Here is a 16,707-nt window from a genome sequence, read left to right on the forward strand (position 1 = left end):
TCCACGCTCCTATGAGGTCATGCGTCCATGGCCCTCGGTCCGGCGGTCCCGGGCGGGACAGATCGAGGGCGGGACAGCCGCTTCCCGAAAGGAACGGCGTCAGTCATCCTGGGGGTCACCGCCCGGACCGCCACCTTCAATTATCACCGGACAAACCGGCAATAACCATCATCAACGTCATCCTGAGCGGAACGTAGTGGAGTCGAAGGATCTCGTAACGCCCAACATCAAGAGATCCTTGCGCTTCGGCTCCGCCTCCGCTCTGGATGACGAGTGGGTGGCTCGCCTTCTCTCGGGATGATGCGCGGCATACGCTCCACCTGAGTCAACCCAATTGTTCCGCGGAAGCCCTATTCCCTCCATTTCTCGGGGTTTCCGCGGATTTTCTATTGCTCGAGCATGTATGGATTCGTCGGCGGGGCGGCCCCAACTACGGTCGATGCCCCTCCTCAATACACGCCACATCGAGTTTGGTGTGTCGGATTCGGCAGAGACGGCCAATTTTCCACACCAAACTCGAGAATCAATCGTTTTACCTGAGCAAGGCTTTCCAACCCGACACACCAAACTCGCAAACCGTCTCAATATGAATGTGAATTCGCGCACAAACGGGCGGATCGACGGACGGTTCCATCACAACCACCGCCGCGCGGGAGGATAATGGGAGCTATGACAATCGCAACTTCCGAACGCTATGCCGAAATGCTCGACGCCGCCCGACGCGGCGGCTACGCGTATCCCGCCATCAATGTGACCAGCACGCAGACGCTGAACGCCGCGCTGCAGGGCTTCGCCGAAGCGGAGTCCGACGGCATCATCCAGGTGTCGGTGGGCGGTTCCGCCTACCTCTCCGGTCAGTCGGTGAACGACCGCGTGGTCGGCTCGCTGGCGTTCGCGGCGTTCGCGCACGAGGTCGCGGCGCATTATCCTCACATCACGGTCGCCCTGCACACCGACCACTGCGCCAAGCAGTACCTCGACGAATGGGTGCGGCCGCTGCTCACGCATGAGGCGGCTGAGGTGGCGCGCGGCAAGGAGCCCACCTTCCAATCGCATATGTGGGATGGTTCCACCGTGCCGCTGGAGGAGAACCTCGACATCGCGGCCGAACTGCTGGAGAAGTCGGTGAAGGCGCATACCGTGCTGGAGATTGAAATCGGCGCGGTCGGCGGCGAGGAGGACGGCCATTCCGCGGAGATCAACGAAAAGTTGTACTCCACACCGGCCGACGGTCTGCGCGTGGCCGAGCGGCTGGGCGTGGGCGAGCACGGCCGCTACATGGCGGCCTTCACCTTCGGCAACGTGCACGGCGCGTACAAGCCGGGCGTGGTCAAACTGCGCCCCGAGTTGTTGGGCGAGATCCAGCGCGAGGTGTGGGACGCCATGCACGACGGGCGTCTGGGCAGCTTCGCCGCCTCCGCCGTTTCGTCGTGCGCGCTGCCGGACATGCCCGAAGGCAAGCCGTTCGCGCTGGTGTTCCACGGCGGCTCCGGCTCCAGTCCGGAGGAGATCGCCGAGGCGGTGGGGCACGGCGTGGTGAAGATGAACATCGACACCGACACCCAATACGCGTTCTCGCGCGCCGTGGCCGGGCATATGTTCGCCAACTACGATTCCGTGCTCAAAATCGACGGCGAAGTGGGCGATAAGAAGCTCTACGACCCGCGTTCGTGGGGGCGCGAGGCGGAATCCGCGATGGCTGCCCGCGTGGCCGAGGCGTGCAGGCAGCTCGGCTCCGCCGGCCGCGCGCTCAAGTAGTCCCGGTTCTCTGCCGTCCTGAGCGGAACGCACGGCTTTCCATTCGTCATCTTGAACGGAGCGCGTTTTCCCGCCGTCCTGAGCGGAACGCGTTTCCTTTTTCCGTCATTCTGAGCGGAACGAAGTGGAGTCGAAGGATCTCATCGCGGTGGCCGACCGGAGATTCTTGCGCCTCGGCTCGGGATGACGGAGGGATATTCAGTCTGGGAGTTTACGAAGCGGACGACGGAAGCGTCGGTTTAGGGCTCAAGGTAGTGTATTGGCGGCGGGAGATGTGAGGTTTTCCGCCGTTCGACTGCACAAGGCGGAGGTGCGAGATGCCTGGAATCATCCTGATCGGTGCCCAGTGGGGCGACGAAGGCAAAGGCAAGGCGACCGATTTGATCGGCACGAAGGTCGATTACGTCGCCCGCTTCAACGGCGGCAACAACGCGGGCCACACGGTGGTGGTCGGCGACGAGTCGTACGCGCTGCACCTGCTGCCCTCCGGCATCATCAACAGCAATGTGACCCCCGTGATCGGCAACGGCGTGGTCGTCGACATCGAAGTGCTGTTCGAGGAGATCGACGGACTCGAGGCCCGCGGCGTGGACTGCTCGCGCCTGCTGGTGAGCGAGGGCGCGCACATCATCGCGCCGTACCACCGCACCATCGACAAGGTGACCGAGCGCTTCCTCGGCAAGCGCAAGATCGGCACCACCGGCCGCGGCATCGGCCCGGCCTACGCCGACAAGATCAACCGCGTGGGCATCCGCGTGCACGACCTGTTCAACGCCGAGCATCTGCGCGACAAGGTGGAGGCCAGCCTGCACCAGAAGAACCAGATGCTGCTCAAGCTGTACAACCGCCGCGCCATCGACGTGGACGCCGTCACCGACGAGCTGCTCGCGCTCGGCGAACGCCTCAAGCCGTACGTCGCCAACACCTCGCTGGTGCTCAACAAGGCGCTCGACGAAGGCAAAACCGTGCTGTTCGAGGGCGGCCAGGCCACCATGCTCGACGTGGACCACGGCACCTACCCCTTCGTCACCTCGTCCAACCCGACCGCGGGCGGCGCCTGCACCGGCACGGGCGTGGGTCCCACCAAAATCAACCGCGTGATCGGCGTCTCCAAAGCGTACGTGACCCGCGTGGGCGAGGGGCCGTTCCCCACCGAACTGTTCGACGAATCCGGCGAATGGCTGCGCGCGCAGGGACACGAGTTCGGCGTGACCACCGGCCGCCCGCGCCGCTGCGGCTGGTTCGACGCGGTCGTGAACCGTTACGCCACCCAGATCAACGGCCTGACCGACATCGTGCTCACCAAGCTTGACGTGCTCACCGGCCTGAAGGAGATCCCGATCTGCGTGGCCTACGATGTGGACGGCGTTCGTCACGACGATATGCCGACCGACCAGGCCGCCTTCGCCGCCGCCAAGCCGATCTACGAGACGATGCCCGGCTGGAGCGAGGACATCTCCACCTGCCATGAGTTCGACGAGCTGCCCGCCACCTGCCAGGCGTATGTGAAGCGTCTGGAGGAGCTCAGCGGCTGCCGTATCTCCGCGATCGGCGTCGGCCCGCAGCGCGACCACATCATCGCCGTGCATTCGCTGATCGACTAGAGCCGAAGCCAGTCGGCCCGCTTGTCACGATAGTTGTTTCCCATGCGACACGGTGATTCCCCGCTTCAAGTCCCCGAACTACCCCCCGTGGACCTTGCTGATCCGTCGGATGGGGCGGATTCTGCGGTCCGTCCGACGGTTTCGTCCTCGGTTTTCGGCGTCGGGGAGCCTTCTGGCGTGGCCGTCGGCGTATACGCCCATGAATCTGCCCCCTCGCCGGTCTCCGAGCCGGCCGCTGTGCCGGCCTCCGAGCCGCAGCCCAGCACGATGGAACTCTCCGCCGCGCATGTGAATCCGCGTCCGACCGGTGCCGCCGCCTCGCCCACGCCGCCGCAGATTCCGCTGGCGCCGATCAAGCGCGTGCAAGCGCGGTTCAATCCGCTCGCCGACGGCATGATCTATCTGGTGGTGTTCGTCGGCGGATGCGTCGGCACGGCCATGCGCTACGGGCTGGGGCTCTCCATGCCGGACGCCGCCTCCGAGAGCGGCTTCTGGAGCGCCTTCCACCCCGCCACTTTTCTGGCCAATATGCTGGCCTGTTTCATCTTCGCGCTGCTGACCTCGTACGTCTCGCAGGCCACGTGGATCCGCAAGCGCGCGCGCCAACTCACCTCGCGTGGCGTCGGCATGGGCATGTGCGGTGGGTTCTCCACCCTGTCCGCGATGGCCGTCGAAGGGCTGCTCGCCCTGCAGGACGGCCATTACATGGGATTCGCGTTCTATTGGGCGGCCAGTTTCGTGGGCGGTCTGGTGGTGTCGTGGATCGGCGCGGTGCTGGGATTGCGGGCTTCGTCGCGACGCGCGGCGAGGGCCGTCGCCGAGACGTTGGCCAAACATCAGAGCCAAAGCGCCCGTCACGCGGCCGTTTCGCCCGTTGGTGAGGGCCAGCCCATCGATGTGTCCGCTGGCACGGTGATCATCCATTCCCATCGGGTCGAGGTGGTCGAGCAACTGCCGGTTTCCGGCCCTCCGACCGGTGACTACGGTCAGCCGTTGGTGCCGCCGCAGGATGAAGCCGCCGTCGCCGCGGCCGTCCAAGACGCCGCTTCCGCTGCCGCTTTCGTCGTTCCGCCCGCATATGAGCCGGATCCCATCACCGCTGAGATTCCATTGGCGGGCGATCCGACCACGGGGGAGGTGCGGGGATGACCACTTTCCTTCTTGTGTGTTTGTGCGGCGGCTTGGGGGCCGTGACGCGGTTCGTGTTCAACACGTCGATCCAGCGGTGGTGGGATCGCGCGTTCCCGTTGGCGACCTTCGTGATCAACGTGATCGCCACTTTCTGCGCGGGATTGGCCGCCGCGACGTGGGTGAGCCAGTCCGTTCCCGAATCGACCTATCTGCTGTTCGTGACCGGATTCCTGGGCGGGTTCTCCACATTCTCCACAGCCATCAATGAGATGGTGTCTCTGGCGCGCCGCGAACGTTTCATGACCGCAGGCCTGTATCTGCTGGCCACCGTGGCGGTGCCGATGGTTTGCGTGATCTGCGGCTGGTGGGTCGGCCTGGCCTGCGCCTGATTCGATAACGCGTCGCAACCTATGGGTGAATTGGACGTTGGAATCGAAAGGCGATAGTATCGAACCGGTTTGATACAGGTGGCGGAAGCGCCGCTCACCGTCGCCGTTTCGTCAACAAAGGAGGACCACGTTGAAAAACAAGGTGCAACTCATCACCTACGCCGACCGCCTCGGCGACGGCACCCTCGCATCGATGACCGACATCCTGCGCACCCGCTTCGACGGCGTGTACGACGGCGTGCACATCCTGCCGTTCTTCACCCCGTTCGACGGCGCGGACGCCGGCTTCGACCCCATCGACCACACCAAGGTGGACCCGCGTCTCGGCGGCTGGGACGACGTGGCCGAGCTCTCCACCACCCACGACATCATGGTCGACGCGATCGTCAACCATATGAGCTGGGAATCCGAGCAGTTCCAGGACGTGCTCGCCAACGGTGAGGAATCCGAGTACTACCCGATGTTCCTGACCATGAGCTCCGTCTTCCCGAACGGCGCCACCGAAGAGGACCTCGCCGGCATCTACCGTCCGCGCCCGGGTCTGCCGTTCACGCACTACAAGTTCGCCGGCAAAACCCGCCTCGTGTGGGTGAGCTTCACCCCGCAGCAGGTCGACATCGACACCGACTCCGACAAGGGTTGGGAATACCTCATGTCGATCTTCGACCAGATGGCCGCCAGCCATGTGAGCTACATCCGTCTCGACGCCGTGGGCTACGGGGCCAAGGAAGCCGGCACCAGCTGCTTCATGACGCCCAAGACCTTCCAGCTCATCTCCCGCCTGCGCGAGGAGGGTGTCAAGCGCGGCCTTGAGATCCTCATCGAAGTGCACTCCTACTACAAGAAGCAGGTGGAGATCGCCTCCAAGGTGGACCGCGTCTACGACTTCGCCCTGCCTCCGCTGCTGCTGCACAGCCTGTTCACCGGCCATGTGGCGCCCGTCGCCCACTGGACCGAGATCCGCCCGAACAACGCCGTCACCGTGCTCGACACGCACGACGGCATCGGCGTGATCGACATCGGCTCCGACCAGCTCGACCGCTCCCTGAAGGGCCTCGTGCCCGACGAGGACGTCGACAACCTGGTCAACACCATCCACGCCAACACCCGCGGCGAGTCGCAGGCCGCCACCGGCGCGGCCGCCAGCAACCTCGACCTGTATCAGGTCAACTCCACCTACTATTCGGCCCTCGGCTGCAACGACCAGCATTATCTGGCCGCCCGCGCCGTGCAGTTCTTCCTGCCGGGCGTGCCGCAGGTCTACTATGTGGGCGCGCTCGCCGGCGTGAACGACATGGAGCTGCTGCGTCGCACCAACAACGGCCGCGACATCAACCGCCACTACTATTCGACCGCCGAAATCGACGAGCAGCTCGCCCGCCCGGTGGTCAAGGCCCTGAACGCGCTGGCTAGGTTCCGCAACGAACTCGACGCCTTCGACGGTGAGTTCAGTTACGAGGCCGACGGCGACGAGTCGATCACCTTCACGTGGAAGGGCGCGTCCACCGCCGCCTCGCTCACCTTCGAGCCCAAGCGCGGCCTCGGCGCGGATAACGCCACTCCGGTCGCCTCGCTTGTCTGGACCGACGCCGCCGGCGAACACACCACCGACGACCTGTTGAACAACCCGCCCACCGTCGCCTGACGGGACGCGGAGCGAGCCGCCCATCCATCCCGCGGATGGGCCGTCATCCCGCGGACGGGCCGTCATCCCGCGGATGGGGCCGTCGTCCCGCGGATGGGGCCGTCGTCCACGGGACAGGACCGTCATTCCATGGGACGGATCGTCATTCCACGGGACGGGGCCGCCATTCCACGGGACGGGGCCGCCATTCCACGAATGGGCCGCCCGCCGTCGCCTGACAGGAGGCGGAGCGAGCCGTCCATTCCGCGGACGGGATCGTCATCCCGCGGACGGGATTGTCGTCCCACAGACGGGGCGGTTATTCCGTGGGGCGGGATCGTCATCCTACGGGCAGAACCGTCGTTCCGTGGGATAGGGCTCTCACCCCGCGAAGGCGAGCGGCGGCCGGCCACGGGATGCCGACCCTCGCGTATAGAGTGGAATCATGGAAAGGAACCGCCCATGCCGCGCCGATGCAAGGTGCGCGTGGGCGGTTTCGCGTTGCGTGAGCGAAACCGCGGTTTGAGAGCGAGAGAGGTGGCAAGATGAAGCAGCCATATGTGCGTCCCGGCATCGACGACAGGCCGGACTACGAGAAGGTGCTGACCCCGGAGGAGAAGGAGGCGCTGGCGCGACTGACCATCCGCGACCGCCGCCGCCCGCCCGAATCCTCCGCCGTGCAGGCCGAGGCGCAGGCCTCCCAGCTGGCCGCCGCGGGCTCTCCCGCCTCGGCCGCGGCCTCCGTCGACGCGGCCGTGCCCGACCTGACCTCGGCCTTCCTCGACATGCGCGACCCCATGGTGGCGGCGGACGGCGAAAAGCCCACCGCCGTGCAGGTCGCGCGCCTGAAGTGGGGCTTCGCGCTGGCGGCCGTGCTGGTCACCATACCTTGGACCGCGCTGACGATGGTGGCGCTGCCCGCCGCGGTCGGCCGCGTGGTGGGCGCGAATCCCGCGAATCCCGCCGCTGACTGGACTGCGGGCGACCCGTCGGGTGTCGCGGCCGCCGTCGCCGTGCCGCTTGGCGTGATCGTCGCGTTGGGCACCCTCGTCTCGCTGGTCGCCTCCCCGCTGATCGCCGCGTTCTCCGACCGCACGCGCGTGGGTCTTGGCCGCCGCACCCCGTGGATGGTCGCCGGCGGTCTGCTCGCCGCGTTGGTCACGCTGATTCTCGGCGCGGTCGAAGGGCCGATTTCGCTGGGATTCTTCTGGATGCTGCTCAACATCGCGTACGCCATGCTCACCGTGCCGCTGGTCGCCGCGTTCAGCGAGCGTGTGCCCGACAAATTCCGCGTCTCGCTGGTGCGTTGGCGCGGCATCGGCCAGTTGGTCGGCCAGCTGTTGGGCGCGTGGCTGGGCGCGGCGGGCATCATCGTCGACGGGCGTGGCGGGTACTCGCCGTTCGCCATGGCCGCGCTGGTGCTCGCTTTGTCCGGCATCGTCGTGGCGCTGGTCTGGCCGCGCGAACCCTCCAGCGAATCCCTGCCGCGCGAGCGTTTCCGCAGCGAGGATGTGTGGGGCCAGCTGCGCCCGCCGCGCAACGCCCCTCGCTTCGCCCGCATGTTTGCCGCGCGTCTGGCGATGATGGCAGGCGTGGGATTGACCGGCGTGTTCCTGTGGCTGATCGTGCGCTACTACAACGAGGATGTGGCTTTGCAGGAGGCGACGTCCTCCGCGCCATTGACCCTCGCCGCCGGCGTGGGTATTGCCGCGCTCGCCCTGGCCACCGCGATCGGCGCCGTCGTGGCCGCGCGCGTGGCCGGACCGATCAACGAGCGCTACGACGATGTGCGCCGTCCGGTGGTTGTGGCCTGCGCGCTGTACGTGGTGGCGCTCGCCCTTCCGTTGGCGCTGCCGAACCTCATCGGACTGTGCCTGTTCGCGCTGCTCGCCGGCTTCGCCTTCGGCCTGTACGACGCGCTCAGCCAGACGTTGGTGATGGAGTCCCTGCCCGATCCTCGCCGTTCCGGGCGTGATCTGGCCGCGTTCAACGTGGCCAACACCTTGGGGCTGATCGTGGCCGCCGTCGCAGGTGCCTGCCTGGTCTCGGCCTTCGGGCTGGGCTCGCTGTTCCTCGCGGCGATGGTCTGCGTCGTGGTCGCAGCCGTTCTGGCCGTCCTTCCCGCCTCGTCGTCCTGACCGGAGCGCCTCTGCCCGCCTCGTCATCCTGAGCGGAGCGCGAAGCGCGGAGTCGAAGGATCTCGAATCGCTTGGACGGTGGCGAGATGCTTCGACTTCGTTCCGTCTCGCCCGGCAGACGTATAACTATCATCGACGTCGTCCTGACCGGGGCGCCGCGCTTTTCGGCTACACTGGGTGGAAGTGTTCGACAACTGTTCGATACCGGAAATCCGGCGGAGGTGGCGACTGTGGTAGGTATGCGCGATGTGGCGAAACGGGCCGGCGTTTCGTTGAGCACCGTCTCGTTGGTGGTGAACAACACGGGTTACGTCTCCGCCGACATGCGCGCCAAAGTCGAAGCCGCGATGCGGGAGCTCAACTACATTCCCAATGAGCTGGCGCGCAACCTCTACCACGACCGCACCAACACCATCGGCGTGATCGTGCCGACCATCAGCCATCCGTTCTTCGCCACGCTGATGGCCGCCCTGCAGCGCGAGTTCGCCGCGCGCGGCCTGCGCACGCTGCTGTGCTCCACCGCCGACGCGTCCACCGGTGAGGCCGAATACGTCGATATGCTGCGCCGCCACATGATGGATGGCATCGTCATGGCCGCGCATACCGAACATACCGAGGATTACTGGACTTCGATCGGCCGCCCCGTGGTCGCCTTCGACCGGCGGCTGGGAGCCGGCATCCCCTCCGTCGGGTCGGACCACGAGCAGGGCGGGCGGCTGATCGCCGAGCATCTCATCGCCAGCGGCGCGCGCCATGTGGTGACGGTCGGCGGCCCGCGCAAACAATTCGAGGGTTTGGGCGACGGAACCACATTCCCCACGGTCCGCTACCATCTCACGCTGGAGCGGCTGGTGGAGCAGGCCGGTATCCGTTGGGATTACGTGGATGCCGGTGTGGTCGCCGATTTGGGATCCCACGCACGCGCCGCCCGTGCGGTGCTCGACCGGTTCCCCGATGCGGATGCCGTCGTGGGATCGGATCTTGTGGCTTCCTACGTGGTGCAGGAGGCGCTGAGCCGGGGCATCCGCGTGCCCGACGGTCTGCAGGTCATCGCGTACGACGGCACATATATGGCCGATGCCGCTGGATTGAGGCTGTCGTCCATCCGCCAGGACACCGCGGCGTTGGCGCATCGCATCGCCGAACGTATGGAGCGTGCCGTCGCGGCGGGTACGGCGCGCGGCAAGTCCGGCGATGCCGTACCGTCCGACTCCTCGCCCGCGGTCGAAGACGCCGTCCCCGTAACCTTCGTTTCCGGCGCGACCACCCGATAGCGCATCCCGAGCGGAGTTTGGCCTTTCCTCCGCTCAGGATGACATTACAGACATGCCTCAGCGTGGGGTCCGTGCGCCTGCGTATGGCCGACATGACCACATAGTGAACCCCTGCTGGAGATGACGCGACCGCGCGCTTAAGTTCGTTCCCTAGTTCGGGCGACCGCCCGAAGCGACAGCGTTAACGGAAGGAGGTTCGCCGTGATGATGGAACGTTTTGTGTCCGCACGAATTATTATTCCGTCTTCGCTGGCGGACTGATTTCGAGCATCCAATCACGCCCCGCCAACGAAGGCAGGGTGGTGACCGACACAATCGGCGAAGCCCTGCGCATGGTGCGGGGCTTTTTCGTGCCTCCCACAAGGAGCAAGACGAAGACGAGAAGCAGGTCGGCGCGTGGAGCCGCGCCGGCACAAGCTGATGAGCGGCCTCGCGCGCATCGCACGGAACAAAGGCCGTGTGCGCACCCCGCGCATCGCATGCAATGCGGCGCACGCGCGAACGCACGCACCCCGCGCATCGCCCGCACGCATCGCACATACCGCATACAACCACATACGTCTCAGGAGAGAACCTCATGACCACAGTCGAACCCACGACTGGAACCGCCTCCGGCGGCAAAGTCCAAGACATGGCCCGCGACTCGGTGAAAACCGTCATCGCCGCCTCCATGGTCGGCACCGCCATCGAATTCTACGATTTCTACGCCTACGGCACCGCCGCGGCCAGCTACTTCCCGACCGTGTTCTTCGGCGGCACCGGCCTGGCCGCCTCCATCGGCGCGCTGCTGACCTTCGCGGTCGCGTTCATCGCCCGTCCGGTCGGCTCGCTCATCTTCGGCCATTTCGGCGACCGCATGGGACGCAAGACCACTCTGGTCGTCTCACTGCTGACCATGGGCATCTCGACTTTCCTGATCGGCTGCCTGCCCTCCTATGAGACGATCGGCATCTGGGCGGTCGTGATCCTGTGCCTGTGCCGCTTCGCGCAGGGCATCGGCCTGGGCGGCGAATGGTCCGGCGCGGCGCTGGTCGCCACCGAGAACGCGCCCGAGAACAAGCGCGCGCTGTACGGCTCCTTCCCCGAGCTGGGCGCTCCGATCGGCTTCTTCCTGTCGAACGGCACCTACTTCCTGCTGGAGACCTTCAACGACGACGCCGCGATGCTTTCGTGGGGATGGCGCGTGCCGTTCCTGCTGTCCGCCGTGCTTGTGGTCGTGGGTCTGCTGGTGCGCGTGCATATGGAGGAGACGCCGATCTTCCGTATGGCGCAGGAGCGTCAGGAGGTCGTCAAGGCCCCGCTGGTCGAGGTGTTCCGCAAGAGCTGGAAGCAGGTGCTGCAGGGCACCTTCCTCGTGGCCGTCACCTACACGCTGTTCTACACGCTGGCCACCTGGTCGCTCGCCTGGGGCACCAAGGATGTGGAGAACGGCGGCGGCGGACTCGGCTTCGCCAACCGCGAGTATCTGCTGATGCTGATGGCCGCGGTGTGCGTGTTCGCGCTGTTCATCGTGCTGTCCTGCGTGTACGCGGACAAGATCGGCCGCCGTCGCGTGCTGATGTTCTCGTCCGTGGCGCTGGTGGTGTTCGCCTTCGCGTTCCCCTATCTGCTGATGGGCGAGGGCAAGCGCGACTTCGTGGCCGTGATGGTGTTCCTGTGCGTCGGCTTCGCGCTGATGGGCATCGCCTTCGGTCCGATCGGCGCGACCTTGCCCGAGCTGTTCGAGGCGAACGTGCGCTACTCCGGTTCCGGCATCAGCTACAACCTCGCCGCCATCGTGGGCGCGGCCTTCGTGCCGACCATCGCCACCTGGCTGTCCGCCAACTGGGGCGTGCGCTCCGTGGGCCTGTATCTCGGCGTGATGGCCGTATGCTGCCTGATCGCCGTGATCACCTGCCGGGAAACCAAGGACGTGGATTTCACTAAGTGAGACCCGAGCAGTCATTGACTGGCGTCAATGGCTGTCTTGTTTCCCTCGTTCGGCTGTCGCCTCTCTCGGGCGTCGGCTACGGGCAGTCCACTGGACTGTTCGCTTCACGCACCGGTGGTCATTGACTGGCGTCAATGGCTGTCTGGTTTCCCTCGCTCGGCTGTCGCCTCTCTCGGGCGTCGGCTACGAACAGTCCACTGGACTGTTCGCTTCACGCCGCCGCGCTGCGGTTCACCTTTTGGACGGGATTCGCGTCTATGCGGGGCTGAAGGTAGGATAGGCATCGGTTTGAGGGACAAAATCCCTCTATGCTTGTGACCATCGGTTTGTAAAACTGAACTAACATTTGTCGGGCGGCAGACTGCCGTCCACACAACAATTCAAAGGAGTGCCAAGAATGGCAGCAACAATCTGGTACGAGAACGACGGCGATCTGTCCGTGCTCGCCGGCAAGAAGGTCGCGATCATCGGCTACGGCTCCCAGGGCCACGCCCACGCGCTGAACCTGCGCGACTCCGGCGTCGACGTCGTCGTCGGCCTGCGTCCGACCTCGAAGTCCGTCGAGTTCGCCAAGGAGCAGGGCCTTGAGGTCAAGTCCGTGGCCGAGGCCTCCGCCGAAGCCGACGTGATCATGATCCTGGCTCCCGACCAGTACCAGCGCACCATCTGGGCCAACGACATCGAGCCCAACATCAAGCCGGGCGCCGCTCTGGCCTTCGCTCACGGCTTCAACATCCACTACGGCTACATCAAGCCCACCGAGGACCATCCGGTGTTCATGGTCGCCCCGAAGGGCCCGGGCCACATCGTGCGTCGTGAGTACGCCGCCGGCCGTGGCGTGCCGGTCGTCGTGGCCGTCGAGCAGGATCCCCGCGGCGACGGCTGGGCGCTGACCCTGGCCTACGCGAAGGCCCTGGGCGCCCTGCGCGCCGGCGCCATCAAGACCACCTTCAAGGAGGAGACCGAAACCGATCTCTTCGGTGAGCAGAACGTGCTCCTCGGCGGCGTGAACAAGCTCGTCGAGATGGGCTTCGAGGTGCTGACCGACGCCGGCTACCAGCCGGAGATCGCCTACTTCGAGGTGTGCCACGAGCTGAAGATGATCGTCGACCTGATGAACGAGGGTGGCCTGAACAAGGATCGTTGGTCCTGCTCCGACACCGCCCAGTACGGCGATTACGTCAACACCGTCATCGGCGAGGACTGCCGCAAGCGCATGGAATACCACCTCAAGCGCATCCAGGACGGCTCCTTCGCCAAGGAGTTCATCGACGACCAGGACGCCGGCGCTCCGAAGTTCAAGGCCCTGCAGGAGGAGTACTCCAACGTGCGCATCGAGACCGTCGGTCCGAAGCTGCGCGCCATGTTCTCTTGGAACAACGAGGCCGCGAAGGACGCCGACGAGGCCAACTCCTTCACCGGTAAGATCGCCCGCGCCCAGGTGCAGTGATTTCGTCCGCTAGCCGCGCGGCTCGATCCGCCCGCTAGCTGAGGCTTCAAGAAAGGCCGCCGCCCCGATTCGTTCGGGCGGCGGCCTTTCTTGTTCGTCGTCCCGCATGGGTGCGTTCCGTGAGCGTCATGCTGAGCGGCGCGAAGCGGAGTCGAAGGCTTTCGATCCATCGTGGCAAGGTCTTCGCCGCTCGCCGATGCGCGTATTGCCGTGCCGGCCGGCTTCGGCTGCGCCCGCACCAAAACGCGAAGAGTTGCTATATCGATGCGGCCGGGCCTGTGGCTTATGCGACGTTCGGCGCGCGTCCGGTGGTGTCGCGCAGGACCAGCGTGGTGGGCTGCACCTCGTGGGAGCGTTCGAGCGTCTCGCCCCGCATCAGCGACAACGCTTTGCGGGCGGCGCTATGGCCGAGTTCTATCGGATTTTGATGGATGGTGGTCAGGTCGACCACACGGGAGATCGGCGCGTCGTCGAATCCCACGATGGACATGTCTTCCGGGAATCGCATGTGCTGGTGTCGCAGTTCCTTCATAAGGGGCACGGCCAGTTCGTCGGTCTCCACAACCAGTCCCGTCGGCCGTAGGGGCGATGACAGCACGAGTGAGGCCAGTTCCGGTGCCAATTCCTCCGGTTCGACGGTATTGACGTGCGTGTGGGCCGTCAGAATGGTGTATTCGAGGCCGGCGTCCAGCGCGTCGATGGCGCTGGCGAAGCAGTCCGCGCGCGTGGTGGTGCTGTAGACCATATCCTGCGGCACGTAGTCGCGGATGAACGCGAGTCTGCGATGCCCCAGCGAGTGCAGGAGGTGCACGCTTTGCTTCAGACCGTCGGCGTTGCTGATGGCGATGGATGCGTCGAATCCGTCGGTCGAGGGGGAGTCGAGTCCGATCACCGGCATGCCCATGGCCGCCATCCGGTCGTGCAGTTCCGTGGTGAAGGTGAACGATGAGACGATGATCGCGTCCGCATTGCGGTTTTTGGGCAATTCCGCGAAATAGTGGTCGAGTTGGGCGCGGTTGGTGACGAACGAGGGGATGATGTCGTAGCCTTCGGGGGAAAGCACGTCGTAGGCGCCTTGAAGTACCGACGAGTTGAACCAGCGGTCAAGAGTGCCGGAGACCAGCAGCAGCACCCGCATGGTTTTGCCGGAGGCGAGGGCGGAGGCGCTTTTCGACAGGGTGAAGTTGAGATTGTTGGCCGCCTGTTCCACGCGTAGGCGGGTCTCGGGGGAGACTTTGGCGACGCCGCGCAGGGCCCGGGAGACCGTCGCTTGGGAGACGCCTGCCAGCTGTGCCACATCGCTGATGGTTGCCCTCTCCACAATGAACCTCCTGAACCGTGCAATATGTTTACCGCTTCCATAGTAGTAGAAGCCCGGAAAAATGCGGTGACACGCCGAGCGGTGATTTGTTTTGCACACCTCGAGTGCAAGCGCTATCATTTCTATCACCAAACATCAGCGGTGTGGCTGAGATTTACAGAGTCAATGCTGATGAGAAAGAACAGAAAATCGCTTATTTCATAAGAAAGAAGCGTGAAACTGCCGATTGAAATAGCAATGAAAGCGCTAGTATCATTCGGTGAGACCAACACAGTAGCGAGAGGAGATTCCGTGTCCGAGAACATCCAGAACGCCGTGGTCGACGACCCGGCCCTGTGGTGGAAGCAGGCCGTGGTGTACCAGGTGTATCCGCGGTCCTTCAAGGATTCGACGGGATCCGGTCTTGGCGACATCGCCGGAGTGACCAGCAAAGTCCCATACCTGAAGAGGCTCGGCGTCGATGCCATCTGGCTGAGCCCCTTCTACCCCAGCCAGCTCGCCGACGGCGGGTACGACGTGGACGACTACCGCAACGTGGATCCCAAGCTCGGCACCATGGACGACTTCGACGAACTCGCCCGAACCGCCCACCAAGCCGGCATCAAAATCGTCGTGGACATCGTCCCCAACCACAGCTCCAACCTGCACGAGTGGTTCCAGGCCGCCCTTGCCGCGGGCCCCGGCTCCCCCGAACGCGACCGCTACATCTTCCGCGACGGTCGCGGTCCCAACGGCGATCTGCCGCCCACCGACTGGGTGGCCAGCTTCGGCGGCCCCGCGTGGACGCGCGTGGACGACGGCCAATGGTATCTGCACATGTTCACCGTCGAGCAGCCGGACTGGAACTGGAACAACCCCGAAGTGCGCGCCGACTTCCGCAAAACCCTGCGCTTCTGGCTCGACCACGGCGCCGACGGATTCCGCGTGGACGTGGCGCACGGCCTGGCCAAAGACCTCGACCGAGACGACCTCGACGACTGGGCCATCATCCTGCCCTCCTTGCCGTCCGACGGCAGCCATCCGCTGTACGACCGCGACGATGTGCACGAGATCTACCGCGAATGGCGCGAGGTGTTCAACGAATACGATCCGCCGGCATTCGCCGTCGCCGAAGCATGGGTGAACCCCGAACGCCAGCATCTGTACGCCTCCACCGACGAGCTCGGCCAGGTGTTCAACTTCGAATTCGCCAAAACCGACTGGATCCGCGATGACATGCATCTCGCCATCGAAGAGGGACTCGACTCCGCCCGCGTCTCCGGCTCCACCGCCACATGGGTGATGAGCAACCACGACGTGCCTCGCCACGCCTCCCGCTACGGTCTGCCGCAGGTGCCGGCCGCCTCGCACCATCAGATCGCCAAGGATTGGCTGCTGCGCAACGGCGGCTCGTACAAGGAGGACCGCGAGCTCGGCACCCGGCGCGCCCGCGCCGCCATCCTCATGGAACTGGCCCTGCCCGGCTCCGCCTACATCTACCAAGGCGAGGAGCTCGGCCTGTTCGAGGTGGCGGACATCCCTTGGGACCAGCTCGAAGACCCGACCGCGTTCCACAGCGCGCGCCACCAGATCGAAAAGGGACGCGACGGCTGCCGCGTGCCGCTGCCGTGGAAATCCGACGACTCGGACGGAACCGTCGGATACGGTTTCTCCCCGGCGCTCAAAGTCGCCGGAGCCGGCGTCGCCGCCGAACAGGCGGGAGAGCCCGCCGAACGGCCCCATCTGCCCCAGCCCGCATGGTATGCGGACCTCGCCGCCGACGCGCAGGAGAGCGACCCCGATTCCATGCTGAGCCTGTACCGCCGCGCGCTCGATCTGCGCCATCGCCACATGCCGCAGGACACGGACCTCGTCTGGCTGGACGAGGACCGCGCCTCGGACAAGCGCGACGGCGCGGACGGACGGCATGGCGGCGTCATCGCCTACCGCCGTTCCAACGGCTGGGCGAGCATCACGAATTTTGGTGAGACGCCGGTCGAGCTGCCGGCGGGAGAGCCGCTGCTGGCCTCCGGCGCGCTCACCGAAGACGGTCGTCTGCCGCAGGACACGACCGTGTGGTTGTTGTTGGATTGAGAGAAAGGTCGGATC

At 65.3% G+C, this 16,707-nt stretch carries 11 protein-coding genes; 10 read left to right on the forward strand and 1 reads right to left on the reverse strand.

The annotated features are described in order from the left end of the window. Positions 1–669: 669 nt before the first annotated feature. The 9 genes from fbaA to ilvC all read left to right on the forward strand — a co-directional run bounded on the left by fbaA (position 670) and on the right by ilvC (position 13,298). Positions 670–1,758 (forward strand): class II fructose-bisphosphate aldolase, encoded by a 1,089-nt coding sequence (gene fbaA, locus BL8807_RS04600; RefSeq protein WP_072726875.1) that lies wholly within the window; start codon positions 670–672, stop codon positions 1,756–1,758. 317 nt (positions 1,759–2,075) lie between these two features. Next, positions 2,076–3,362: an adenylosuccinate synthase gene (locus BL8807_RS04605; RefSeq protein ID WP_072726876.1), complete on the forward strand. Its 1,287-nt coding sequence runs from the start codon at positions 2,076–2,078 to the stop codon at positions 3,360–3,362. Between the two features lie 177 nt (positions 3,363–3,539). Next, positions 3,540–4,511, forward strand: coding sequence for a fluoride efflux transporter FluC (locus tag BL8807_RS04610; protein ID WP_072726877.1), 972 nt, complete (start codon positions 3,540–3,542; stop codon positions 4,509–4,511). Beyond that, positions 4,508–4,882 carry a fluoride efflux transporter FluC gene (locus BL8807_RS04615; RefSeq protein ID WP_072726878.1) on the forward strand — a complete coding sequence of 125 codons (375 nt, stop codon included), beginning with the start codon at positions 4,508–4,510 and terminating at the stop codon, positions 4,880–4,882. The genes BL8807_RS04610 and BL8807_RS04615 overlap by 4 nt, the downstream gene beginning before the upstream one ends. A gap of 130 nt (positions 4,883–5,012) precedes the next feature. Next, complete coding sequence (gene gtfA / locus BL8807_RS04620; protein ID WP_072726879.1) at positions 5,013–6,527, forward strand: sucrose phosphorylase; 1,515 nt, start codon at positions 5,013–5,015, stop codon at positions 6,525–6,527. Between the two features lie 524 nt (positions 6,528–7,051). Further along, positions 7,052–8,644, forward strand: coding sequence for an MFS transporter (locus BL8807_RS04625; protein WP_072726880.1), 1,593 nt, complete (start codon positions 7,052–7,054; stop codon positions 8,642–8,644). 230 nt (positions 8,645–8,874) lie between these two features. Further along, positions 8,875–9,918 carry a LacI family DNA-binding transcriptional regulator gene (locus BL8807_RS04630; protein WP_072726881.1) on the forward strand — a complete coding sequence of 348 codons (1,044 nt, stop codon included), beginning with the start codon at positions 8,875–8,877 and terminating at the stop codon, positions 9,916–9,918. A 577-nt stretch (positions 9,919–10,495) separates the two neighbouring features. After that, complete coding sequence (locus BL8807_RS04635) at positions 10,496–11,848, forward strand: MFS transporter (RefSeq protein WP_072726882.1); 1,353 nt, start codon at positions 10,496–10,498, stop codon at positions 11,846–11,848. 397 nt (positions 11,849–12,245) lie between these two features. Beyond that, positions 12,246–13,298: a ketol-acid reductoisomerase gene (ilvC, locus tag BL8807_RS04640; protein ID WP_072726883.1), complete on the forward strand. Its 1,053-nt coding sequence runs from the start codon at positions 12,246–12,248 to the stop codon at positions 13,296–13,298. A gap of 283 nt (positions 13,299–13,581) precedes the next feature. Here ilvC and BL8807_RS04645 read toward each other — a convergent pair whose 3' ends face one another. After that, on the reverse strand, positions 13,582–14,619 hold the full coding sequence (locus BL8807_RS04645; RefSeq protein WP_072726884.1) for a LacI family DNA-binding transcriptional regulator: 1,038 nt from the start codon (positions 14,617–14,619) through the stop codon (positions 13,582–13,584). A gap of 291 nt (positions 14,620–14,910) precedes the next feature. Here BL8807_RS04645 and BL8807_RS04650 point away from each other — a divergent pair, with 291 nt between their 5' ends. Then, on the forward strand, positions 14,911–16,692 hold the full coding sequence (locus BL8807_RS04650; protein ID WP_072726885.1) for a glycoside hydrolase family 13 protein: 1,782 nt from the start codon (positions 14,911–14,913) through the stop codon (positions 16,690–16,692). Positions 16,693–16,707 lie beyond the last annotated feature (15 nt).

The sequence above is a fragment of the Bifidobacterium lemurum genome, assembly GCF_014898175.1.
In the GTDB taxonomy this organism is placed as follows: Bacteria; Actinomycetota; Actinomycetes; order Actinomycetales; family Bifidobacteriaceae; genus Bifidobacterium; species Bifidobacterium lemurum.

Coding starts and splice junctions, on each gene's coding strand:
- BL8807_RS04625 (WP_072726880.1), top strand. CDS start 7,052: ATGAAGCAGCCATATGTGCGTCCCGGCATCGACGACAGGCCGGACTAC.
- ilvC (WP_072726883.1), top strand. CDS start 12,246: ATGGCAGCAACAATCTGGTACGAGAACGACGGCGATCTGTCCGTGCTC.
- BL8807_RS04615 (WP_072726878.1), top strand. CDS start 4,508: ATGACCACTTTCCTTCTTGTGTGTTTGTGCGGCGGCTTGGGGGCCGTG.
- BL8807_RS04605 (WP_072726876.1), top strand. CDS start 2,076: ATGCCTGGAATCATCCTGATCGGTGCCCAGTGGGGCGACGAAGGCAAA.
- fbaA (WP_072726875.1), top strand. CDS start 670: ATGACAATCGCAACTTCCGAACGCTATGCCGAAATGCTCGACGCCGCC.
- BL8807_RS04635 (WP_072726882.1), top strand. CDS start 10,496: ATGACCACAGTCGAACCCACGACTGGAACCGCCTCCGGCGGCAAAGTC.